Origin of the sequence: Shewanella marina JCM 15074, from assembly GCF_000614975.1 — a bacterium.
Lineage (GTDB): Bacteria > Pseudomonadota > Gammaproteobacteria > Enterobacterales > Shewanellaceae > Shewanella > Shewanella marina.
In genome coordinates this window covers 181,993-204,465 of record NZ_BALM01000004.1, presented here as the reverse complement: position 1 = coordinate 204,465, position 22,473 = coordinate 181,993, and the positions used below count along the sequence as shown (strand labels likewise).

The 22,473-nt window shown below is 39.7% G+C and carries 23 protein-coding genes and 2 pseudogenes; 11 read left to right on the top strand and 14 right to left on the bottom strand.

All coding sequences use genetic code 11. The features are described 5' to 3' along the window. Position 1: 1 nt before the first annotated feature. From hypD to JCM15074_RS05375, 4 genes and pseudogenes are all read left to right on the top strand, one after another. Complete coding sequence (gene hypD, locus JCM15074_RS05390; RefSeq protein WP_025820299.1) at positions 2 to 1,135, top strand: hydrogenase formation protein HypD; 1,134 nt, start codon at positions 2 to 4, stop codon at positions 1,133 to 1,135. Continuing rightward, positions 1,119 to 2,132, top strand: a complete 1,014-nt coding sequence (hypE, locus tag JCM15074_RS05385; RefSeq protein ID WP_025820298.1) for a hydrogenase expression/formation protein HypE — start codon at positions 1,119 to 1,121, stop codon at positions 2,130 to 2,132. Before hypD ends, hypE begins: the two co-directional genes overlap by 17 nt. Then, positions 2,132 to 2,475: pseudogene (gene hypA / locus JCM15074_RS21070) on the top strand (hydrogenase/urease nickel incorporation protein HypA). The gene hypE and the pseudogene hypA overlap by 1 nt, the downstream one beginning before the upstream one ends. 385 nt (positions 2,476 to 2,860) lie before the next feature. Next, on the top strand, positions 2,861 to 3,175 hold the full coding sequence (locus JCM15074_RS05375; RefSeq protein ID WP_025820297.1) for a glutaredoxin family protein: 315 nt from the start codon (positions 2,861 to 2,863) through the stop codon (positions 3,173 to 3,175). A gap of 70 nt (positions 3,176 to 3,245) precedes the next feature. Here JCM15074_RS05375 and JCM15074_RS05370 read toward each other — a convergent pair whose 3' ends face one another. The 6 genes from JCM15074_RS05370 to JCM15074_RS05345 all read right to left on the bottom strand — a co-directional run bounded on the left by JCM15074_RS05370 (position 3,246) and on the right by JCM15074_RS05345 (position 10,435). Beyond that, positions 3,246 to 4,907, bottom strand: a complete 1,662-nt coding sequence (locus tag JCM15074_RS05370) for an ABC transporter permease subunit (RefSeq protein WP_025820296.1) — start codon at positions 4,905 to 4,907, stop codon at positions 3,246 to 3,248. Further along, entirely contained in the window at positions 4,907 to 5,908 is a 1,002-nt protein-coding gene (locus JCM15074_RS21065) for an ABC transporter ATP-binding protein (protein ID WP_025820295.1), read from the bottom strand. Before JCM15074_RS21065 ends, JCM15074_RS05370 begins: the two co-directional genes overlap by 1 nt. A gap of 16 nt (positions 5,909 to 5,924) precedes the next feature. Further along, complete coding sequence (locus JCM15074_RS05360; protein ID WP_025820294.1) at positions 5,925 to 6,917, bottom strand: putative 2-aminoethylphosphonate ABC transporter substrate-binding protein; 993 nt, start codon at positions 6,915 to 6,917, stop codon at positions 5,925 to 5,927. Positions 6,918 to 6,926: 9 nt separating this feature from the next. Further along, entirely contained in the window at positions 6,927 to 7,397 is a 471-nt protein-coding gene (locus JCM15074_RS05355; RefSeq protein WP_025820293.1) for an adenylyltransferase/cytidyltransferase family protein, read from the bottom strand. 229 nt (positions 7,398 to 7,626) lie between these two features. Further along, positions 7,627 to 7,908 (bottom strand): peptidylprolyl isomerase, encoded by a 282-nt coding sequence (locus tag JCM15074_RS05350; RefSeq protein WP_025820292.1) that lies wholly within the window; start codon positions 7,906 to 7,908, stop codon positions 7,627 to 7,629. Positions 7,909 to 8,485: 577 nt separating this feature from the next. After that, positions 8,486 to 10,435 carry an acyltransferase family protein gene (locus tag JCM15074_RS05345; protein ID WP_025820291.1) on the bottom strand — a complete coding sequence of 650 codons (1,950 nt, stop codon included), beginning with the start codon at positions 10,433 to 10,435 and terminating at the stop codon, positions 8,486 to 8,488. Positions 10,436 to 10,667: 232 nt separating this feature from the next. Between JCM15074_RS05345 and JCM15074_RS05340 the strand changes: the two genes are divergently transcribed. From JCM15074_RS05340 to JCM15074_RS05320, 4 genes and pseudogenes are all read left to right on the top strand, one after another. Continuing rightward, on the top strand, positions 10,668 to 11,090 hold the full coding sequence (locus JCM15074_RS05340) for a secondary thiamine-phosphate synthase enzyme YjbQ (protein WP_025820290.1): 423 nt from the start codon (positions 10,668 to 10,670) through the stop codon (positions 11,088 to 11,090). Positions 11,091 to 11,166: 76 nt separating this feature from the next. Continuing rightward, positions 11,167 to 11,580, top strand: coding sequence for an Ivy family c-type lysozyme inhibitor (locus tag JCM15074_RS05335; protein WP_025820289.1), 414 nt, complete (start codon positions 11,167 to 11,169; stop codon positions 11,578 to 11,580). Between the two features lie 411 nt (positions 11,581 to 11,991). Continuing rightward, positions 11,992 to 12,400: pseudogene (gene gloA / locus JCM15074_RS21060) on the top strand (lactoylglutathione lyase). A 54-nt stretch (positions 12,401 to 12,454) separates the two neighbouring features. After that, the gene (locus JCM15074_RS05320; RefSeq protein ID WP_025820288.1) at positions 12,455 to 12,883 is read left to right on the top strand and encodes a GNAT family N-acetyltransferase; all 429 of its coding nucleotides are present in this window, start codon (positions 12,455 to 12,457) and stop codon (positions 12,881 to 12,883) included. Between the two features lie 73 nt (positions 12,884 to 12,956). On the opposite strand, the gene JCM15074_RS05315 is transcribed toward JCM15074_RS05320, so the two are convergent. The 8 genes from JCM15074_RS05315 to JCM15074_RS05280 form a co-directional block, all read right to left on the bottom strand. Then, positions 12,957 to 13,406 carry a hypothetical protein gene (locus JCM15074_RS05315; RefSeq protein WP_025820287.1) on the bottom strand — a complete coding sequence of 150 codons (450 nt, stop codon included), beginning with the start codon at positions 13,404 to 13,406 and terminating at the stop codon, positions 12,957 to 12,959. A 32-nt stretch (positions 13,407 to 13,438) separates the two neighbouring features. Beyond that, on the bottom strand, positions 13,439 to 13,960 hold the full coding sequence (locus tag JCM15074_RS05310) for a hypothetical protein (RefSeq protein WP_025820286.1): 522 nt from the start codon (positions 13,958 to 13,960) through the stop codon (positions 13,439 to 13,441). A 216-nt stretch (positions 13,961 to 14,176) separates the two neighbouring features. Beyond that, positions 14,177 to 15,187 (bottom strand): Holliday junction branch migration DNA helicase RuvB, encoded by a 1,011-nt coding sequence (ruvB, locus tag JCM15074_RS05305; RefSeq protein ID WP_025820285.1) that lies wholly within the window; start codon positions 15,185 to 15,187, stop codon positions 14,177 to 14,179. Positions 15,188 to 15,195: 8 nt separating this feature from the next. Continuing rightward, the gene (gene ruvA / locus JCM15074_RS05300) at positions 15,196 to 15,813 is read right to left on the bottom strand and encodes a Holliday junction branch migration protein RuvA (RefSeq protein WP_025820284.1); all 618 of its coding nucleotides are present in this window, start codon (positions 15,811 to 15,813) and stop codon (positions 15,196 to 15,198) included. Beyond that, positions 15,810 to 16,331 (bottom strand): crossover junction endodeoxyribonuclease RuvC, encoded by a 522-nt coding sequence (ruvC, locus tag JCM15074_RS05295; RefSeq protein WP_025820283.1) that lies wholly within the window; start codon positions 16,329 to 16,331, stop codon positions 15,810 to 15,812. Before ruvC ends, ruvA begins: the two co-directional genes overlap by 4 nt. Positions 16,332 to 16,339: 8 nt before the next feature. Continuing rightward, the gene (locus JCM15074_RS05290) at positions 16,340 to 17,086 is read right to left on the bottom strand and encodes a YebC/PmpR family DNA-binding transcriptional regulator (RefSeq protein ID WP_025820282.1); all 747 of its coding nucleotides are present in this window, start codon (positions 17,084 to 17,086) and stop codon (positions 16,340 to 16,342) included. Positions 17,087 to 17,160: 74 nt separating this feature from the next. After that, positions 17,161 to 18,939, bottom strand: coding sequence for an aspartate--tRNA ligase (gene aspS, locus JCM15074_RS05285; protein ID WP_025820281.1), 1,779 nt, complete (start codon positions 18,937 to 18,939; stop codon positions 17,161 to 17,163). A 188-nt stretch (positions 18,940 to 19,127) separates the two neighbouring features. Continuing rightward, positions 19,128 to 19,793, bottom strand: a complete 666-nt coding sequence (locus JCM15074_RS05280; RefSeq protein WP_025820280.1) for a GGDEF domain-containing protein — start codon at positions 19,791 to 19,793, stop codon at positions 19,128 to 19,130. A gap of 170 nt (positions 19,794 to 19,963) precedes the next feature. On the opposite strand from JCM15074_RS05280, the gene cmoA reads away from it, so the two are divergent. The 3 genes from cmoA to JCM15074_RS05265 are packed head-to-tail and all read left to right on the top strand — an operon-like array spanning position 19,964 to position 22,469. Continuing rightward, on the top strand, positions 19,964 to 20,695 hold the full coding sequence (cmoA, locus tag JCM15074_RS05275; RefSeq protein WP_025820279.1) for a carboxy-S-adenosyl-L-methionine synthase CmoA: 732 nt from the start codon (positions 19,964 to 19,966) through the stop codon (positions 20,693 to 20,695). Next, positions 20,692 to 21,684: a tRNA 5-methoxyuridine(34)/uridine 5-oxyacetic acid(34) synthase CmoB gene (cmoB, locus tag JCM15074_RS05270; RefSeq protein WP_025820278.1), complete on the top strand. Its 993-nt coding sequence runs from the start codon at positions 20,692 to 20,694 to the stop codon at positions 21,682 to 21,684. Before cmoA ends, cmoB begins: the two co-directional genes overlap by 4 nt. 23 nt (positions 21,685 to 21,707) lie before the next feature. Then, the gene (locus JCM15074_RS05265; protein ID WP_025820277.1) at positions 21,708 to 22,469 is read left to right on the top strand and encodes an ATP-dependent zinc protease family protein; all 762 of its coding nucleotides are present in this window, start codon (positions 21,708 to 21,710) and stop codon (positions 22,467 to 22,469) included. Positions 22,470 to 22,473: the final 4 nt, after the last annotated feature.

The window sequence follows — 22,473 nt, the reverse complement described above, 5'->3', positions numbered from 1 at the left end:
TATGTTAGAGCTAAAACAGCTATACGAAGATTTTCGTGATCCAAAAATTATTGCCAAGCTTGCTGAAGAAATTAAAGCTCATGCGGCCTTAGTTGATGACAAAATCAATATCATGGAAGTGTGTGGAGGTCATACCCACACCATTATGAAGTTTGGTCTAAAACAGTTATTGCCTGACAATATCGAGTTTATTCATGGCCCCGGTTGCCCTGTGTGCATTATGCCGAAAGAGCGTATTGACCATGCCGCAGCGCTAGCAAGCCAAGACAATGTGATTTTGGTGACCCTAGGCGATATGATCCGTGTGCCCGGTTCAAAAGGTAGTTTGGCGCAATTTAGAGCCAAAGGCTGTGATATTCGCCCTATCTATGATCCGCTTGATACGCTTAAGATTGCACAGGAAAATCCTACTAAAACAGTGGTATTTTTTGCCATTGGTTTTGAAACCTCAACGCCAATGACCGCCATTTTGTTGAAACAAGCTGAAGCATTAAAAATCGATAATTTGCTGTTTCATATCAATCACGTATTAGTCCCACCTGCAGTTGATGCCGTGATGGCTGATCCTGCGGTAAAAGTGAACGCCTTTATTGGGCCATCTCATGTTAGTGTGATTCAAGGCAGTGAAATTTACCGCCCTATCGTTGATGATTACCACACACCAGTGGTGGTATCAGGTTTTGAACCTGTCGATGTGATGGAATCAATTCTACGGATCACTAAACAAAAAGCACAAGGCATTGCCGAATTAGATAATCAATACTCGCGGGCGGTATCACCACAGGGCAATCTTGCTGCACAGCAAGCTGTAAACGATTGCTTTATGGTTAGACCTTCATTTCGCTGGCGTGGTTTAGGCCCGATTGAAAACTCGGCATTAAAGTTACGCCCTGAATTCAGCCACCGTGATGCCGAAGTGGTATTTGCCGATATTCTTCCCACAGCTGAAATTGATGATCATAAAGCGTGTCAATGCGGTGATATTCTCCGCGGCTTAGCCAAACCACAAGATTGCAAAGTCTTTGGTCGCGGTTGTACCCCACAAACGCCACTTGGCAGCTGTATGGTGAGCTCAGAAGGCGCATGTAATGCCTACTATCGTTATCAAGGTGTAGTAAATGTCAGAAATGTCTAAAAAAAGTATCCAACTAAGCCATGGCGGCGGCGGACAAGAGATGAATAAGCTGATTAAAGGCTTATTTTTTAAAGCGTTCGACAACAGCATTTTACGCCAAGAGGAAGATGCTGCGGTATTAAGCTTTAATGGTAAAACAGCTTTTACCACTGACTCATTCACCGTGTCACCGCTGTTTTTTGCTGGCGGTAATATTGGGCACCTTGCTATTGCAGGTACAGTAAACGATCTCGCCATGATGGGCGCAGAACCTCAATACTTAAGCTGCAGCGTGATTATTGAAGAAGGTTTTGAGTTCGATAAGCTTAAAACCATTGTTGATAGCATGGCCAATGAGCTAAAAACCAGTGGTGCCAAGATTGTATGTGGCGATACCAAAGTGGTACCTAAAGGTTGCGCTGACGGGATTTTTATCAATACCACAGGTATTGGCGAAATCAAGCAAGCTGATATTTCAATTCATAATATTAAAGCTGACGATGTGATTATTGTTAGCCGCGATATTGGTCGCCATGGTGCAACCATTCTAATGAGCCGTGAAGGTTTATCATTAGAATCCGATCTAAGCTCTGACTGCACGACCCTTTGGCCAGCGGTAAAAATATTAATCGATAACGATATTGATATTCATGCCATGCGTGATGCAACACGTGGCGGTTTGGCCGCAGTGTTAAATGAATGGGCACAAGCTTCAAACGTGGGCATTAGCGTTAATGAAGCTGATATTCCAGTTTGTGATGAAGTCAAAGGTTTATGTGAGTTATATGGCTTTGAACCGTTTGATCTTGCTAATGAAGGCACCTTCATTTTAGCGGTCAGTCAAGCACAAGCAGCAAGCGTGATTAGTCTATTACAGCAATTTGATTTCTGCCCGCAAGCCGCAATCATTGGCACAGTGAGCGATGAACATGCAGGCAAAGTGATCTTAAATACCCCTTGGGGCAGTAGCCGTTATTTAGATTTGCCACAAGGTGAATTGCTACCAAGGATCTGCTAATGCACGAATATTCAATTGTGAGCTCTTTGATTGAACAATGTGAACAACATGCCCGTGAGCAACACTCGACTAAAATCACCCGTGTAGCGATTAAAGTAGGTGTGCTTAGTGGTGTTGAACCTGAACTATTAAAAACCGCATTTGAAACCTTCAAGCTTGAAGCGTCTGCCATGATGCCGTGTTAGAGATGAATATTCAGCCATTGATTATCGCTTGTCATCAATGTGGCGTCACCTCCACCTTGGACGAGCGCACTGTTGTTTGCCCTAATTGCCAAAGCACAGACACTCGCGTACTCGATGGCGAAGATATGATGCTAATGCAGTTGGAGTTAGAGCAATAAAGCTCAGCATATTATGCTCTTCTATAAAACGGCAGCGTTTATCTATAAATAAACGCTGCCGTTTTTTATTAATCAAAATCAAAGATCTATACACAATAAAATAAGGAATATTATCAATAATATCTAAAGACTTAAAAAATACGTGTATACAGATAAAATGAATAATTTAATTTTATTTACCCCGCAATACGCACTCTTGATCATCTCAACAGCCCTTTTATCAAGAATGAACAAGCCTTGCTAAAGTGCTATATCGTTGTTAGCTTGTTATAAAATCTAAATAAAGTAGCGTTTTAATTCCTTTTAAATCAAAACTGATTATAGAGTTAAACTGAAGTCACGCTAATAGACTGTTCACTTTTCAACAAAGAATAGGTTATGGCTAATGAAAAAATTAATCTTTGTGGCTTTACTTGTACTTATAATCCAGAAATGGGATGTCATTACAGCTAAGCCCATCACCCCCAATTCACAGGTTGAACTATATACAACCTCATGGTGTCAATACTGCAAGAAAGCAAGAGGTTTTTTACAGGACAAAGGTGTTAAATACACTGAGTATGACATAGAGAAATCAGCTATAGGGCGACATAAGTACAACCAAATAGGCGGCAGTGGCATACCCGTATTAGTCATTAACGGTGAAATTATCCGAGGTTATGACTCGACAAAAATCCTCAAAGCATTAACAAAAACATGATTTAAGACTGACTAATATTGTCACCATAGTTTGGGTAAAGATAACGTCTTAAATGCTGATAATAAAACAGTTACAAAATACGAGTTGATTTACCTAATAACTGAATCAAAAACATATGCGTCCCTTTTACGCATAACGCAGTTAACAATAATACCGTACCCATTGCTGAGGCTGCTGCAATATTGCCTGCATCATCCATATTTAAAATAACAACAGAAGCTAATACTGTATGCGTACCATACAAAAATACCACTGCAGAAACGGTTGTTAATGCATTCACAAATAGATAAAAGAAAATATCTAATATACTCAACTTTGATAGTGGCACAATCACTCGCATAACGGTTTGCCATTGCGGCACAGATAACGAACATCCCACTCGCTCATAATTAGCATCCAGTCGCGTTAATGTGTTATTAAAAGTCAGGTACGCTACTGAAAACAGATGCGCTATGCTATTAAATGCCAAAATAACAAATGTCCCTTGTAGCGTGTTTAACCATGAGTCAGGTCGATTAAAAGCAAAAATATAGGCTAAACCTAACACGGTACCAGGAATGCTCAACGGTAATAATGCTAATAAACGCATAAAACCACTTAAGTAAATTGATGTATCTACTCTTGTAGTAAGATAACTGCTCGCAAAGGTGATGAATGTGCCCAATATTGCAACCAAACTTGCTAAAATCAATGAATTCCAATAGGGCTGCCAGCCATATCCAAACGCATCAAAGTCATAATTTGCCAGAGTAAAGCTAAAATCATAGGGCCAATAAGCAATCAATGAGCCCCACACGACGACACCAATAACGGCAATAATCAATAGACATGGTAACCAGCAAACAAGTGTAAATACCCAATCTCTGACAGGTGATTTATCCACGGTCTGATAAATTTGGTTATTGGCTAAGCGAGCTTGTTTTTTACGTGCCCAGCTATCAACAGCAAACGCAATACAGGTCGGTATCACTAGAATTAAACTGATAGTCGCCCCCATTGAGAAGTTCTGCTGGCCAATGACTTGTTTGTATATCTCTGTCGCCAGCATGGAGTAATTCCCTGCCAACACCTTTGCAATACCAAAGTCTGTCATGGTTAATGTAAACACCACAAAACAAGCGCTAATGATGCCGTAAATACTATTGGCTAACGTGACAGTGACAAACTGACGCCAAGCCCCTGCTCCTAGCGTACTTGCTGCTTGATATAAACGAACATCCACACCACGCAATGTAGTAACGAGCATTAATACCGCATGAGGTAAGGTAAAAATAATCCCGCCTAAAATAACCCCAACTGGGCCATACAAATTAAAATCAGTTAAATAGCTTGAGATAATGCCTTGACCACCAAACAAGTAAATCAATCCAAGACAGGGAAATATCGAAGGGACAAACAGTGGTATTTGGATTAACGCTTGTAACCATGATTTACCCAATAACTGGCTACGGACTAAACCATATGCCAAAGTAAACGCAGTTGATACACTCACCAACGTCACAATAACACTGACAAATACAGAGTGACTTAATGCAGAAACCAAACCTACATCTGCAAAGTAACTGCTAAAGTTGCTCAAGCCGATATATTGACCATTATTGTCAGTCACACTGCGAACAAGCAATTGCGCAACGGGAATAAGCACGCCATTCCATAAAAATAGCAAAGGCAAAAGTAACAACAAACCAGCGAGATAACGGCTTTGATTACACTTAAAATGAACAGATAACATTAGAATAAACACCACGCCAACATTGGAATGGTGATCGCTAATAATGTTTGATTTGCTAATCCATCATGATTGAATTGATGACAACTGACATCGGCATAAACGATTGTTGTTTGATCGCTGAGCAACAATTCTAGTCGATAAAATGCCCCTAACAGTTGATAGCCTTGTAACCGTGCTACCAAAGTATATTCTTGTGCTAACGCTAATTCTGTAGCAAGTTGCACTTTGACTTGTTCATAGCGAACACCAATAGTCTTATTAGCATTCCATTGCGGCAGCTGTAATATGTTCATGCTACCAACAAACTCAGCAACAAAGCGGCTGGTGGGATTAAAATATAACGCTTGAGGCACTCCCACCTGCTCAATACGGCCATCATTCATCACCACAATTCGGTCAGCCAGTGCCATCGCCTCTTCTTGGTCATGAGTGACCATAATCACGGTTATACCAAGCTTACGCTGCAACTGCTTTAACTCATGTCGCAATTGCACTCTCACTTTGGCATCAAGCGCTGACAAGGGTTCATCCAGCAGTAATAATTGTGGACGATTGGCAATTGCACGGGCCAGTGCAACCCGTTGTTGCTGGCCGCCAGAAAGCTCTAGCGGAAAGCGCTGCGCAATATGGGTTAATCCGATTAAATTAAGCAGTTCATCAATACGGTCACTGATTCTAGCTGTGGTCCACTCTTTACCACGCAAACCATAACTGATATTTTGCGAAACGGTAAGATTAGGGAATAACGCATAGTTTTGAAAAACCACACCGAAATTTCGCTTAGCTGGGGTTAAATAAGTAATATCTTCATTAACACAGCTCACTTTCCCCATATCAGGGTAATTTAAGCCTGCAATAATGTTTAATAATGAGGTTTTACCACAGCCAGAAGGCCCTAAAAAGCAGATAAACTCACCTTGTGTAATCGACAAAGAAATACCGTGCAAAGCACGGTATTGTTGGTAATCTTTGACGACATGTTCAATCGTTAAAAAGCTCACGCATCTCTCACTCTATTTAATTAGCTAATTCGTATTTTTGACGCCATTGTTCAATTAATTGTGAGCGATGCTCTGCAGCCCAAGCTAAATCATTATCAATCATGGCCTGATAGCTTTTTTTGCCTGCAGCTGACATAAAAGATTCACGCGCAGTAATACCAGAGAATTTTACACCGAGCTTAGCAACATCATCAGAACTTACCCAATCTAATAGCTTTTGTGCCGCTTGCAGATGCTGAGTGCCTTTGATAATAGCAGCCGCTTCCATCTCCCAGCCGATACCACCTGCAGGAAGCACTACATCGATAGGTGCACGGCGCTTGATTAAATTATCGGCAAAAGATGAAGATGAGATGCCAATAGCTACTTCTCCTTGAGCCGCCATGCTGCAGGGCTTAGTACCAGAATGGGTATACATCTTGATGTTTTTATTGAGACCATCCATATAAGCCCAAGCTTTTGGCTCTCCCCACATTTGGATCCATGCAGTAAGATTCATAAAACCAGAACCCGATGACGCAGGGTTTGGGGCTGCAATTAGGCCTTTATAGATGGGATTAGTTAAATCTTGCCATGTTTTAGGAGATGGCAAATTATGTTTTTTCATTACAAACTTATTAATGCATAAACCTGTCGCCCATGCATCCATTCCGACCCAATGTGGATTTGAATTATTGTCACGCATTTTAGTTGATAACAACTCATAGCCCATCGGCTTATAGCTTTGTAGTAATCCCTCCTTTTTTAAAATTAATAGACTACTGGCGCCAACACCAAATGCGACATCAGCTTTAGGCGCTGCTTTTTCAGCTAATAATTTGGCAGTAATCACCCCTGTAGAGTCACGAACCCAATTGATTTCTATCTCAGGATTGATTTTCTCGAAAGCCGATTTATATGAAGCTAACCTATCGTTTTCAATTGAGGTGTAAACCGCCAATTGAGTGTTAGCAAAAGAACTAGTACTGGCTATTGCCATGCAGCAGCTGATAAACAAAATCCGTTTCATTTAATCTCACTAATCTAATTTGAATTCATTTTTTATAGTATTGATTAACATATGAGCTATCTTCTCTGACGGCCCTTTATTACCACTTAAATTAATATCAACCAAACTGTCGAGTACGCGCTCACGTAGTTCAGAGCTACTCACCCCTTTGGTTCGCGGGAAAATAACTAATTTATCTTCAGGTATATGGTTAACATTGTCACATCCATGAACAAGCAAATCTATATGGTGTTCGATGAGAAAATCATTATCAATCAGCCAATTACATGGTACAACCTCATCAACATAGCGAACACTTTCAAGTATTTCTTTACGTTCTTGATAGTTAAGCTCCGCGGTATACCCCTTTTTTGAGCGAATCTCATCATCTGTGGTTAATGCCACTACCACATAACCCATTTCATGAGCTTGTTTTAACAAGCGAATATGGCCGTGATGTAATAAAGTAGCCGACATATCGACCATAATTCTTTTTTTCATACTAACTCAACTCAGTGATTTTGTTGATAATAACTAAAATAGTAAAAACAGCCAGAGACACAAATCACAAGTTTTATACATATACGCAACATTCGGGAGTAATTAGTCTATAACGACTATTCATCCATCGAGGATTAAGCGAAGTAGAAAGTGAGCTTAATTGCAACATAAAAAGTGGGCTGATTATCACTAATCAGCCCACTCAAATTTTTCTTTATCACAAAGGATATTAAGTGCGGTACAGCACCTTAACTACATGCCATCCAAACTTGGTTTTCACCAGTTGTGGTACAAGGATTTCGCCAGTAAAACAGGCTTTATCAAACTGAGGTACCATTTGACCTTGTCTAAACTCACCTAAATCGCCACCATTTTTGCCTGATGGACAAGTAGAATGCTTTTTAGCCAGCATATGAAACTTACCGCCATTATTAAGCTGCTTAATAATGTCTTCAGCTTGCTCTTTGTGTTTCACTAAAATATGTAGTGCTGCCGCAGTACGTGGAGCCATAATTTTTTAATCTCAAATATCAAATTTTGCACAGCCAATCGAAAGAAAAGCCTGCATTTGTCTATAATGCGAGGATTATATCCCCAAACAACCTGAAGTTGCTATTTTCAATATCAATTAGCTAATTGTAGAGAGCTTTACTTTAACTAGCATTTATAGCATTTTGTCCAATGACTCAAATCGATATAGCTGAACTTATTATCTGCGTTTTAAGTAATGTATTTATTATGCGTGTCTTAATAAGTTTTACTACTATTACCTAATCTTACCTAAGCTAAATCAGAATTAGTTTAGCTCATATTTACTACACCCCATCTTCGCGCCAACAATATATTAACAAAGTTGCCGACATCAGTGTGAGTGGATTTTTAATTTTTAATAGTAACATCATGACAATCTGCATTACCCAATCTCTATACTATCAACTATGCCAGACAGTAACCTATTCTCAAACACTCTTTATCTAGTAAAAAATGGTATTATGTCTAACTCAGTGCAGTTATGATTCATTACTTATTTTGAGTTTTTAGAGTAAAATCACACTAATCGACAAAACCAGAACATAAATCATATGAGTTTAATTTCGTTCTTCTTTCTTACGAAAAATTGGTTTAAACATCGGTAACAATAGTCCATTCCCTGTTATTGATAAGTGGTCAGCATCTGAATAAACAGATTTACCAGAAAAAGACCCTATACACACATCTTTATTACATAAATATTTAGATACATCTAATATTTTAGAGCCACAAAGTTCACTTGTTTCATTAATGATTTTTAATGATGACTTATTTCGTGATAAATAATCCTTTACATCTAATTCAACATCCACATCAGTTCTACCAGAAATTATATTTTTAGCAAGTTTATTTGGCACATTATAATACATTTCAGGTATTGGAGTTGTAATATAAACTCTATTTGTTGATGATAGTTCACATATTGTTTTTTTATAAAAAAATAAAAAATCATTAAGTAGCTCATTGTTTCCCTCAACATGCTTTTTATTAAAGTACACAATTGGCTCTTTAGTTCTCTTAATTATTTCTGATTGACCATATAGATATACTGACATTCTATTAATAACGAAAACAGGAATCCCTTTATACCTATCCTTTATTTCATTCAAGTTAAATTTATTACTATTACTACAATTATAAACACCATAGTTATCACTTTTAACATCTAATATAAAAGGGCATGCAGCTCTAGAATATACAACAATTCCATCTTCATCTAAGTTAATATTTTTTGTGATACTTGGCAATAAAGCGTTAGCATGACTATCACCAACAACAATAGCTTTAATATTGCTTTTATTTCCAATAATACATGAACCTTTATTATATGGCTCCGCCCACCCAGATATACAACCATAATTATTTACATCATACTTATAATTTAAAGCAGAAATCACTCTAACATCGACCCGATCTGCAAAACCATGTTCAATAAAAACAAAAGAAGACGTTAGCCCAACCATCACTGCCATCCACAATGATTTAACCATTAGAATTGGTTTAAATGAGATGTCAGATAGTACTGGGAACTTTATGTTTTCAATATACTTGTAACTACAAAACCCTAATGCGACAGATAAAGGTATCCCAACCCATTCCCAATTAGTCATATAAAAATAATATCCAAATACAACAATTGGCCAATGCCATAGGTAAATAGAATAAGACCATAAACCTATTTTTTGCATCACAATGTTATCAGTAATTACACTATCGTTACGATTTGCAATAATCACTAAATAAGTACCCAATACTGGAATTAATGCCAAATATCCCGGCCATAGGTTATCTTTAGATATAAAAGTATATGAAACTAAAATTAATGCGATGCCTAACCATTCAAGATATTTTTTTATCGAGTCTTTTATATTCTGTAATGGATAAAGGAATGCAAGCCCCCCCATCATCATTTCCCATGCGCGAGTCGGCAATAAGAAATATGATGCATTAGGCATTTTATAGGTAGCATAAGCGCTAAAGATAAAACTGATTACCGTCGTTACAACTAGTAGACGCTTAATGTTGTTTAGAGACATACATTTTTTCAGTAACAACAATACCACTGGGTAAATCATGTAGAATTGCCACTCTACAGACAACGACCATGTATGCAATAGCCACTTACTATGTGATGCAGCATCAAAATAACCCGATTCTCGCCAGTAAATAATGTTAGACAAAAAGCCCATGCTACTCGCGACATGCTTTCCTAATGCGCGGTAATCTAATGGCGTCAGATAAAACCAGCCAAAAACTAATAAAGCCAAGCAGACAACTGATAATGCAGGAATGATCCGGTTAGCGCGGGCTACGTAGAAATTGATAACAGAAAAGTTATTGTTCTCTAACCCCCGGAAGATAATTCCTGTCATCAAGAAACCAGAAATTACAAAGAATACATCAACCCCAGCAAAGCCGCCAGGAACCCATGATGGATTAAAGTGAAATAGTACAACAGCGATTACGGCTATGGCTCTGAGGCCATTAATATCTTTCCGAAATTTCACACAACATACCAAATTTATTACACAAAATTGCGCAGTATCTTACAACCTATCACACTCATTTTATGTGACTCATTACAAGTTAATGCTATAGGAATAAATCCATACGACTTAACTGCACTAAAAATATGCAGGCTTTTAGTTCATAAATAATGAAAACAATAAACTAAAACTTTTGCCTATATTTATTGCTAACAAGTAAAATGACATTAATTGTTCTATACAGGTAGATGCTATGTGGTTACAAAAACAAATTTCGCTAACGCCGAAAATTCGCGGTTTTCATCTGATTGATAATGAAATACTTCGCCAATTACCCGAGCTTAATAATATCAACGTTGGTTTGCTTCATATTTTAATTAAGCACACATCGGCATCAATCAGCATTAATGAAAATGCCGATCCCAGTGTGCGAGTGGACTTTGAATCCTTCATTAACCGATTAGTCCCTGAACGAGCGCCCTACTTCACTCATACCTATGAAGGTGATGATGATATGCCTGCACATTTAAAAGCGAGTTTATTGGGTTGCCAACTCACGTTACCAATAAGCAATGGTCAACTCCAGTTAGGCACTTGGCAAGGAATCTATTTAGGCGAACATAGGGATTATGGTGGCAGTCGTAAATTATTGATCACTATCAATGGTCAAGATTAACGATAAATCATTGGGTTGAATGAAATGTCTCAACTATAATGCTCACAATTTCAAATTGAACTGATTAAGGAATAGCGTGAAAAAAATCATTTTAGTCTGTTCACTCGCATTAGCCTTGTCTGCTTGTGCAGACCATACGCAAAGTAAAATAAGCGAACCAACCTTGTCGATGCTAACGAGTGCACCAGCATGGATTAACAATACTAAAACTAATATCGTCACGGCTCCAATGGCTGATATTGTTGATGGTAACACCACATTCACTGCGACTAATTTTTGTAAACCGCATGATTGTGCTAGCGATTTTATGATCCGTATTAGTAACCCACAAACTAAACAAGAATACTCATTAGTCGTGCATGTTAAAGATACTGATGCAGCGATTCTAACACCAAGCAAATATGCTTCTTATCTCTATCTAGGTAACCCTAGCGAGCATATCAAATCTCTACTACAACAGGTGCTGAAGCAAAACCCTAACTGGAAGTAGTCAGCTTAGCATGCAAAAAAGCCGCATAATGCGGCTTTTTTTACAATTGTGAGTTGTTTAATTTGCGGTTATTAGTACATGCTCACAAAAAATGCTGCAAAAAAAACGGCAATAACGGCAGTGGTTCCAAGTGCCATTTTAAGTTCAATCGACATTAGTAAAGCTCCCTATTAAAAACTGATCCTATTATCACGTTCAAAATTAAAAAAACTAATCTCTAATATTCAAATTGTGATCTAGATTCAACATATATTGATTAAACTTTGACATTGATATGTATCATAATTTTTCTGTGATCAGAGCAACATTTTTATTATCTGTTTTTCCGATTGTGATTTCCTTGGCTTAATACTTCTGCATCGCATAACTTCAGTTTATAATCCAATTACTTATTAAAATGAGATTATATCAATGGCTCAAATCCTACATACCATGTTCCGTGTAACTGATCTTAAACGTAGTGTCGACTTTTATACAAGTGCTTGGCATGAAACTGCTAAGAACTTCTGAAAATGAGCAGTATAAATATACCCTTGCATTTGTCGGTTATGGTGAAGAATCACAAGGTCATGCAGTAATTGAACTGACCTACAACTGGGAAACCCATGCATATGATATGGGTACTGCTTTTGGTCATATCGCTATCGGCGAAGATGATATTTATGCTCGTTGCGCTGCAATTGAAGCTGCAGGCGGCAAAATCACTCGTCAGCCGGGACCTGTAGCCGGTGGCTCAACTGAAATTGCGTTTGTTGAAGATCCTGATGGTTATAAAATCGAATTTATCCAAATGAGTTCTGCTGAAAAAGGCTTAGGCTAGCCATCAATCGCTAAGCCGAGTGAGCTCGGCTTAGCCTGCGCTAGTAAAAATATTATGACACATCAATCAGCTATCACCTTTCAATGGCTTGCTCCTGAACAATTCAATCAAGTTAAGGCTTTTTATAAACAATATATGAAACAAGCCATGCCTAACAGTAAAGAGCGAATTGCCGTGCTTACTGAGCAGCAGGCCATTGTTGCCGCAGTCAAACTACGTCATTTAGGGCAATACTCTTTCGTGACCGGTTTGATTGTTCAACCAGAGAAGCAAGGTCAAGGACTTGGCCACCAATTAATGGCCGCCATCACGCCGCAACTGATTGCTCATCAATGTTTTATTTTTGCGGTATCAGACTTACAACGATTTTATCAGCAACATCATTTCAGTTTATGTTTGCACGTGCCGAATGAAATTAAGCAACAATTTTTAAAATATCGAGCTAAGCAAGCAGATCTACAATTACTCCAATATCAGCCTTAATACTATTGAGGGCATAAAAATACCCGCACAATGGCGGGTATCATGATTAACTCAAATAATCTAAGCTGCAGTATTATCTTGAATACTCAAACATAATACCTTGTTTAGCGGTTCCCAATTGCTGTTGTATCACTGAACTTTCAAGCTCGATAACAACCCCGTGTTCAGGTGCAATTGGTGTAGCTTCATCTTCAGCTAACTTATATTCAATCATATGGCCTTTGGTTCTATTAACCACTTCACCATCGATAGCATATTCAACAATGATACCTTGGGTTACAGTAGCTTGATGCGAACTCAGCGCATATTGAGCCAGAATATCAGCTTGCTCGACTGCTGAAAGTGGCTTACGTGCTTCAATTAATTTAACCTTACTGACTTGCTGTACCAATGACGCACCATACTGCACTACAGCACCAGCGGCTGAATCTTGATTTAATTGAATTGATTGAGGATTTGCAAATTCAACTAAAATTGGATCATCACTGCTATCCCGCGCTGAGTTACGACCAAATACAATCAATATGGGATCATCACTGCTGTCACGTGCAGAATTTAAACCAAACTCAACCAGATTGGGTCATCACTGCTGTCACGCCCTGACTTTAAACCAAACTCAACTAAAATTGGATCATCGCTGCTATCACGCGCTGAGTTACGACCAAATACAATCAGAATTGGATCATCACTGCTATCGCGTGCAGAATTTAAACCAAACTCAACCAAAATGGGATCATCGCTGCTGTCACGTGCAGAATTTAAACCAAACTCAACCAAAATTGGGTCATCACTGCTATCACGTGCTGAGTTACGACCAAATACAATCAATATGGGATCATCACTACTATCACGCGCTGAATTTAAACCGAACTCAACCAGAATTGGGTCATCACTGCTATCACGCGCTGACTTATGACCAAATACAATCAATATTGGATCATCACTGCTGTCACGTGCAATACTATTATGGTACTGACTTATATCACTATTCATCGTTACTGATGAAGCAAACGATAATGCAGGGATACAGGCTGCGACAGCAAGCGCCGCTAGCGTTAACTTACGAGCTTTTTTCATGGTTCATCCTTGGTTTTGTTATCATTATTTTTGACAAAAACTATTCAATTGTCGCAAATAAGTTTCACAAGAATGCCGATTTTGATCACAATTTAGCCACATCAAGATTATTGACCAAATTAAAATCGTGCTCTAGTTAAGCCGTTGGCTAAAAACAAGTTAAGCGATTTTTTTAGCTTGCATCGTTCATAAAAAAAGCGCCATAGGCGCTTTTTATTAATCTGGTCGAGTTAAACTGAAGTGCTGATAGGCTCTATCCGTCGCAATACGTCCTCTTGGAGTTCGTTGAATAAAGCCTTGTTGTATTAAAAAGGGTTCTAATACATCTTCAATGGTTTCACGCTCTTCACCGATAGCCGCAGCAAGGTTATCTAACCCTACGGGGCCTCCCATAAATTTGTCGATAATGGCGAGCAACAATTTACGGTCCATATAGTCGAAACCTTCACCATCAACATCAAGCATATCCAGTGCTTTTTCGGCCACCTCTTGGTTAACTGCACCATCAAACTTAACTTCAGCAAAATCGCGCACACGACGTAATAAACGGTTGGCAATACGCGGTGTGCCACGTGAACGACAAGCAATTTCACGTGAACCTTGTTCATCAAGTTCAAGTTCCATCACATTGGCAGAGCGACTCACAATCTTACTGAGATCATTAACGTTATAGAATTCTAGTCTTAATGGAATACCAAAACGCGCTCGCAGTGGTGATGTTAGTGCCCCCGCTCGAGTTGTGGCACCAATTAAGGTAAATGGAGGTAAATCCAGTTTGATCGATCGTGCAGCTGGGCCTTCACCAATCATAATATCTAATTGGTAATCTTCCATTGCTGGGTAAAGGATCTCTTCAACGACTGGACTTAAACGATGGATTTCATCAATAAATAGCACATCACCCGGTTCAAGGTTCGTCAGCAAAGCGGCTAAGTCACCTGCTTTTTCAAGCACCGGGCCAGATGTCGACTTAATATTCACTTCCATTTCATTAGCAACAATCATCGCTAATGTGGTTTTACCTAAACCCGGAGGACCATAGATCAACATATGATCCAAAGCTTCGCCGCGCTTTTTTGCCGCCTCAATAAAAATCTTTAATTGTGCCCGAGCATCATCTTGACCAGTATACTCGTCCAACATTTTTGGGCGCATCGCGCGATCAATGACTTCATCTTGATGAGATGCCGTCATTTGCGGTTGCACTAGGCGATCAGCTTCAATCATACAAAACCTTATAGCATTGATTTAAGAGATAATTTAATTAACTCTTCAGATGAAATACCATCAACATAAGCTGCTGATACTGCTTTACTGGCTTGTGCGGGTTTATAGCCTAATGAGAGTAATGCAGCAATGGCATCTTCTTCTGCAGTATTAACTACAGGAGCTGGCGTATAATTAGACTGCAATACAAATTCACGTTCTGAACCTGCAGAAGCTTCCATTAAGCCTTTTAGCTTATCGCGCATTTCAACCAATAAACGTTCTGCTGTTTTTTTACCGACACCCGGCAATTTAACTAAGGTAGCAACGTCATCACGTTCAACACAACCGACAAACTCTGCAGCAGTCATACCGGAAAGAATGGTTAACGCCAATTTAGGGCCAACACCATTGGTTTTAATCAAGAGTCTAAACAACGCACGCTCTTGTTTCGTAATAAAACCATAAAGTAATTGTGCATCTTCACGCACGACAAAATGGATATGAACAATAGCAGTCTCATTTAACCCTGGTAGTTCATAAAAACTGGTCATAGGCATTTGAACTTCATAACCTACGCCATTTACATCTATAAGTACTTCAGGAGCTTGTTTTTCAACGACCACTCCTTGTAAACGTCCAATCATCGATATCGTCCATATGTACGGGTTGTCGCACGCCCGCCTAATGCCACTAAACTCTGACAAGTATGATAATGACATACAGCTACGCCTAATGCATCTGCCGCATCGGCCTGTGGTGCACCCGGTAACTTTAAAATTTGCTGGATCATATGCTGAACTTGCGCTTTTTGCGCTCGTCCCGTACCCACTACCGCACTTTTAATTTGAGTTGCAGTATATTCAAATACGGGTAAGTCAGCTGTCGTTGCCGCCACAATTGCAGCGCCGCGGGCTTGACCAAGCTTCAATGCGGAGTCCGCGTTTTTAGCCATAAAAACACGCTCAATAGCAAACTGATCAGGCTGATACTGACGGATGATTTCGGATAAACCTTGATAAATTTGCTTTAAGCGGAGAGGAAGCTCATCAGCAGCGGTGCGAATGCAACCGCTGCCTAAATATATTTGGTGTCGGCCTTGGCATTGGATCACACCATACCCGGTGATCCTCGACCCGGGGTCAACACCTAAAATGATGGTCATAGAAATTCCTAATCTAGGCTTTCCATGATTTCATCTGAAATTTCAGCGTTATGATAAACTTCTTGAACATCGTCGTGATCTTCTAAGTTATCAATTAAACGCATAAATTTCGGTGCAGTATCTGCATCTAAATCAGCTTTAGTTGAAGGAACCATTGTCACTTCAGCATTAACTGACTCAAAACCAGCTGCATCTAGCGCATCTTTAACCGCACCAAAATCGACTGGTGATGTGTAAACATCGATAGATGTGTCATCATTAGTGACGACATCTTCAGCACCAGCTTCTAGCGCTGCATCCATAATCGCGTCTTCATCAGTGCCTTCAGCATATGAAATCACTCCACGCTTTTCGAATAGGTAAGATACCGAACCATCAGTACCTAAATTACCACCCGACTTAGTAAACGCATTACGTACCGCTGATACTGTACGGTTACGGTTATCAGTCATGGTTTCAACCATCACTGCAGTTCCGCCTGGGCCATAGCCTTCATAAATGATGGTTTCTAATACTTGACCGTCCATTTCACCAGCGCCACGCTTAATTGCGCGTTCAACTGTGTCACGGGTCATGTTGTTTGATAATGCTTTATCGATTGCAGCACGAAGACGTGGATTTGAATCTGCATCAGAACCGCCTTCACGAGCAGCTACTGTTAATTCACGAATAAATTTTGTAAAAAGCTTACCGCGCTTAGCATCCTGTGCCGCTTTACGGTGCTTAATGTTGGCCCATTTACTATGACCTGCCATATCCTTCTCCCCTAATTGAGGCTTATCAAAAAACAGGCCGAGTATCACTCGGCCTAATCTAGAACTCTTTTTGCTTATTCAGCTTTAGGCTGTTCGGTTTTTAAGACGCCGATACCTAAATCTTGTAACTGAGCTGGGTTAGCATGACCCGGAGCATTCGTTAGTGGACATGCCGCAGTAGTAGTTTTCGGGAATGCCATCACATCACGAATTGAAGATGAGCCAGTCATCAACATCACCATACGGTCTAGACCGAACGCAAGACCCGCGTGCGGTGGTGTACCATAACGTAGTGCTTCTAGTAGGAAGCCAAACTTCTCTTTCGCTTCTTCATCGCTGATACCAAGAATACGGAATACCGTTGCTTGCATCTCTTGATTGTGGATACGTACTGAACCACCACCTAGCTCACAACCGTTTAATACCATATCGTAAGCATCAGAAATCGCTGCAACAGGATCGGCTTCTAGCTGCTCAGGTGTAATGCCTGTTGGCGCAGTGAATGGATGGTGAACCGCATGGAAACCACCATCAATCTTTTCAAACATTGGGAAATCAATTACCCAAAGTGGACGCCACTGACCTTGTAGTAAGTTAAAGTCTTCACCTAACTTAAGACGAAGTGCGCCCATTGCTTCAGCCACTGTAGTTGACTTATCAGCACCAAATAGAATGATGTCGCCTGATTGTGCGTTAGTGCGCGCAAATAGCTCATTAACGATATCAGCAGTTAGGAACTTAGCCACTGGAGACTGAACACCTTCAATACCAAGACTAGCATCGTTAACCTTCATCCACGCTAAGCCTTTCGCACCATAAATGCCTACAAACTTAGTGTATTCGTCGATTTGCTTACGAGATAGTGAAGCGCCACCAGGTACACAGATAACCGCGACACGGCCTTCGGCATCATTTGCCGGCTCTTGGAAGACTTTAAAATCTACATCTGCAAGTAAGTCTGCAACGTCTACTAATTCAAGCGGGTTACGTAAATCTGGCTTATCTGAGCCGAAACGACGCATCGCTTCTGCATAAGTCATTTTAGGGAACTCACCTAATTCAACACCAAGTAGCTCATTGAATAAACCGCGAACCATAGTTTCAGTCTTGTCCATCACCTGTGCTGAAGACAGGAATGATGTTTCAATATCGATCTGCGTAAATTCAGGTTGACGATCAGCACGTAAATCTTCATCACGGAAACATTTAACGATTTGATAGTAACGGTCAAAACCAGACATCATCAACAACTGCTTAAATAGCTGTGGTGACTGTGGTAATGCGAAAAATTGACCTTTATAAGTACGGCTTGGTACTAAATAGTCACGTGCACCTTCTGGTGTCGCTTTGGTCAAAATTGGCGTTTCAATATCAAGGAAGCCTTCACCGTCTAAGAAACGACGTACAGCACTGGTCACTTTAGCGCGGAAAATTAAGCGCTGTGCCATTTCAGGACGACGTAAATCTAAGTAGCGATACTTTAAACGTTGCTCTTCGCTGTTATTTTGGAAGTTATCCATGCTTAATGGCAATGGATCTGCGCTATTGATGATCGTTAATGCTGTGCCTAAGATTTCAATTTCGCCAGTTTTCATTTGGCTATTAACTTGGCTATCTGGGCGAGCACGAACTAGACCTTTTACCTGTACGCAGAATTCGCTACGTAGTGATGATGCAACATCAAACACTTCTGGTAAGTCTGGATCGTAGACGACTTGAACCAAGCCTTCACGGTCACGAAGATCTAAAAAAACAACGCCACCAAGGTCACGGCTACGGTTAACCCAACCTACTAAAGTAACTTCTTGTCCCACGTGAGACTTGTTTACGTCTCCACAATAATGACTGCGCATCTAACTCTATCCTTTAATCCGAAATCGGTGCTCTGGAAATTTTAAAACGAGATTAATCGGCATTATAGAGAATTAATGCCAATTACCAAAGTAATTCAATATTAGTCGGTGAAGTATCAATCAGTTTTACAGCAATAACTAGTCACAATCGGCTCAACTCACCTTGATTGGCTATTTTTACAACAAGATTAGGGTTGTAAGCGACTAATCTCATTTCCTGATTGAGTTTGTTTATGTAATAAATTTTGCTCTGCTTGACTCAGTAATGCAATGGCCTCTGCCCCATCTTTGGGATAATGCACTAAAGACATACTAAAACTGATGTTTTGCTCGGAAAACTGATGCACAAAATTGTCATTGAGCATTTTAAATAGATTATCAGCGACTAACTCACCATTATCATACGAAGATACGTTTGTTAATAACACGACAAACCTATCATTTTTGATACGGCTAATGCTGTCAGTCGCACGGATCTGTTGATTCATGGTTTTAGCAAGGTCACTCAACACCGCCTCCATTTGTGAAGCAGATAACTGCGTTGACCAAAAGTCAGCTTGGTTAATACCAAACATGACCATCGTAAACTTTTGCTGTTGCCGAGAGTGGCTTGATAATATTTGGCTTAATCTGTCATCAAATAGTATTTTATTCGGTAAACCCGTCGTGGAGTCATACAAGGCTATCGTTGCGGGTTTATCTTTTAATGCATCTAATGCTAATAATCGTAAGTGGCGTCGATGGATTTGATAGACAACAATCAGGCTCAGGCTAATAAGAAGAAACCATAATGAAATAACCACCAAACTTTGGTGGGTCATGCTGTCAATAAAATTAAACCACTTATCTATCACGTTATAGTGCCACCATCAAAATATCACCCTCTAAATGAAACTATATTGTATGGATATTGTTAACATTTCTATCTAATTTACAAGATTAAAGTAAATCTGTCGCTAAAACCTTGCTGGTATAGATGCAGATTAGCTAAAATGCCCCGTTAATTTCCAATATTTATTCATCTATGAACTCATCTCAAGATAAAATTTACGCCACGGCCAGCGATCAAATCACTGATTTTAAATTTGATGATAGAGTCGCCGGGGTATTCAGTGACATGATCCGTCGCTCAGTACCTGGATATACCCAAATTATTGCTACTATTGGTGACTTTGCCGACCAATACGTAAAACCTAATTCTAATGTCTATGATTTAGGCTGCTCTCTTGGCTCTGCGACTCTAGCCATTAGACGTCAAATAGAACAACGTCAATGCAATATTATTGCTGTCGATAACAGCGATGCCATGATTGAGCGTTGCCAAGCTAATTTAAATGCTTATGTCAGTGATACCCAAGTCGACCTTGTTTGTGGTGATATTCGCGATATCAGCATCACCAATGCATCAATGGTTGTACTAAACTTTACCCTACAGTTTTTACCACCAGAAGATCGTGATTTACTGCTAAAAAAAATCTATCAAGGTCTAAATCCTGGTGGCATTTTAGTGTTATCAGAAAAACTCAGATTTGATGATGAACACATTCAACAACTGCTCGATACTCATCATTTAAACTTTAAACGTGCTAATGGCTATAGTGAATTAGAGATAAGCCAAAAAAGAAGTGCTTTAGAAAATGTAATGAAACCTGATACTATCGAACAACATTACCAACGTTTTCAGAATCAAGGCTTTAACCATTATAGCTTGTGGTTCCAATGTTTTAATTTCGCATCAATGGTGGCCATCAAGTGATCAGTTTTAGCTCTTTTTACAAACAAATTGCAGATTCAAATTTACAACATTGGTTGGAAACTTTACCCGCAATTTTAGGCCAATGGCAACGTGACAATAAGCACGGCAACCTGCCTAAATGGGAAAAAGTATTAAATAAATTAAACTATCCTGCACCTGATGTATTTGATATCGAAAATAGCGTTACCATTGGTAGTGGTGAACAGCTAGCTGTTGGTGAAAAGCAGAAGTTAGAAAATTTACTGCAAATATTTCACCCTTGGCGCAAAGGCCCTTTCCATATTCACGGCATTCATATTGATACAGAATGGCGCTCAGATTGGAAATGGGATCGCGTTGCCCCACATATCAGCCCACTAAAGAACCGTACTGTACTCGATGTCGGTTGCGGCAGTGGCTACCATATGTGGCGTATGCTTGGTTCAGGCGCTAAACGTGTGGTTGGTATTGACCCATCACCACTTTTTTTATGTCAATTTGAAGCGGTTAAACGCCTAGCGGGTAATGAACAACCGGTTCATCTACTACCACTTGGCATTGAAGAACTACCGCCTTTAGATGCATTCGATACCGTATTTTCAATGGGAGTACTTTATCACCGCCGCTCTCCAATCGACCACATCATGCAACTACGTGATCAACTGCGTACGGGTGGTGAGTTGGTATTAGAAACCCTCGTCATTGATGGTGATGAAAATGCCGTTTTGGTACCAGAAGATCGCTATGGCAAAATGAATAACGTCTGGTTTTTGCCTTCAGTTGCAGCACTGATGTTGTGGCTTAAGAAATGTGACTTTATTAATATTCGTTGTGTAGATCTTGATGTTACCTCATTAGCCGAACAGCGAAGTACACCATGGATGCGCAACGAGTCACTCGTCGAAAATCTTGACCCAAATGATATGAGTAAGACAATTGAGGGACACCCTGCGCCTAAGCGTGCCACAATTATTGCCACTAAAAATCAACCTAACCATGATTTGATCTAGCTAAATAGTAAACAGGAAGCACTATGTCAAAGTCGATGATCGCCGTTGCAATGTTAACCACAACCCTAACTGGCTGTGTTTTAACAGAGCAACAACAAAAACTACCAAGTCCAGTAAATGTAGAACAACTGGATTCTAGTCTGGCACAACAGAAGCAACAAATTTTAGCTGAGGTCGGTCAAGCAAATAGCCAGCAAGCAACACAGCTGACTCAATTGAGCCAACAATTGCAAAAAATTGAGCGTGATTTAAAAAAAATAAATCAACCTGTTAAAGAAAAACTGGTTAAGGTGCCAACGGAATGCCCGCCATCACCATTGGGTGAAAAGTTTATTCTTGGCCAAGTTGAACAAGTTTACATTGATGAACTTAAAAGTAGTTTTGAGACACGAATTGACACTGGTGCTGAATCCTCTTCACTTGATGCTCATAATATCCAAGTTTTTGAGCGCGATGGTAAAGACTGGGTAAAATTTGATGTTTATACACAAGGCAAAGATAAAGATCCAAAAACCTTTGAGTCTGAAGTCACTCGTTTTGTGCGCATCAAACAGAATGCCGACCAAAAAGATGACCGTCGACCAGTTATCCATGCCCATTTACAAATAGGTAAATATACTGCTGAAACTGACCTGAACTTAACCGATCGAAGTCATTTAGACTATCCATTACTGTTAGGTCGTAAGTTTATGCAAGATATTGCGGTTGTCGACGTTGGACGTAGTTTTATCCACGGTAAACAACCTATTGTAACAACTCCTCAAACAACTACTTCAGCTAAGTAATTGG

What these genes read in the sequence shown, in the direction of transcription:
- hypD (WP_025820299.1), top strand. Translation starts at nt 2, where the DNA reads ATGTTAGAGCTAAAACAGCTATACGAAGATTTTCGTGATCCAAAAATT.
- hypE (WP_025820298.1), top strand. Translation starts at nt 1,119, where the DNA reads ATGTCAGAAATGTCTAAAAAAAGTATCCAACTAAGCCATGGCGGCGGC.
- JCM15074_RS05375 (WP_025820297.1), top strand. Translation starts at nt 2,861, where the DNA reads ATGAAAAAATTAATCTTTGTGGCTTTACTTGTACTTATAATCCAGAAA.
- JCM15074_RS05370 (WP_025820296.1), bottom strand. Translation starts at nt 4,907, where the DNA reads ATGTTATCTGTTCATTTTAAGTGTAATCAAAGCCGTTATCTCGCTGGT.
- JCM15074_RS05360 (WP_025820294.1), bottom strand. Translation starts at nt 6,917, where the DNA reads ATGAAACGGATTTTGTTTATCAGCTGCTGCATGGCAATAGCCAGTACT.
- JCM15074_RS05355 (WP_025820293.1), bottom strand. Translation starts at nt 7,397, where the DNA reads ATGAAAAAAAGAATTATGGTCGATATGTCGGCTACTTTATTACATCAC.
- JCM15074_RS05350 (WP_025820292.1), bottom strand. Translation starts at nt 7,908, where the DNA reads ATGGCTCCACGTACTGCGGCAGCACTACATATTTTAGTGAAACACAAA.
- JCM15074_RS05340 (WP_025820290.1), top strand. Translation starts at nt 10,668, where the DNA reads ATGTGGTTACAAAAACAAATTTCGCTAACGCCGAAAATTCGCGGTTTT.
- JCM15074_RS05320 (WP_025820288.1), top strand. Translation starts at nt 12,455, where the DNA reads ATGACACATCAATCAGCTATCACCTTTCAATGGCTTGCTCCTGAACAA.
- JCM15074_RS05310 (WP_025820286.1), bottom strand. Translation starts at nt 13,960, where the DNA reads ATGAAAAAAGCTCGTAAGTTAACGCTAGCGGCGCTTGCTGTCGCAGCC.
- ruvB (WP_025820285.1), bottom strand. Translation starts at nt 15,187, where the DNA reads ATGATTGAAGCTGATCGCCTAGTGCAACCGCAAATGACGGCATCTCAT.
- ruvA (WP_025820284.1), bottom strand. Translation starts at nt 15,813, where the DNA reads ATGATTGGACGTTTACAAGGAGTGGTCGTTGAAAAACAAGCTCCTGAA.
- ruvC (WP_025820283.1), bottom strand. Translation starts at nt 16,331, where the DNA reads ATGACCATCATTTTAGGTGTTGACCCCGGGTCGAGGATCACCGGGTAT.
- JCM15074_RS05290 (WP_025820282.1), bottom strand. Translation starts at nt 17,086, where the DNA reads ATGGCAGGTCATAGTAAATGGGCCAACATTAAGCACCGTAAAGCGGCA.
- aspS (WP_025820281.1), bottom strand. Translation starts at nt 18,939, where the DNA reads ATGCGCAGTCATTATTGTGGAGACGTAAACAAGTCTCACGTGGGACAA.
- cmoA (WP_025820279.1), top strand. Translation starts at nt 19,964, where the DNA reads ATGAACTCATCTCAAGATAAAATTTACGCCACGGCCAGCGATCAAATC.
- JCM15074_RS05265 (WP_025820277.1), top strand. Translation starts at nt 21,708, where the DNA reads ATGTCAAAGTCGATGATCGCCGTTGCAATGTTAACCACAACCCTAACT.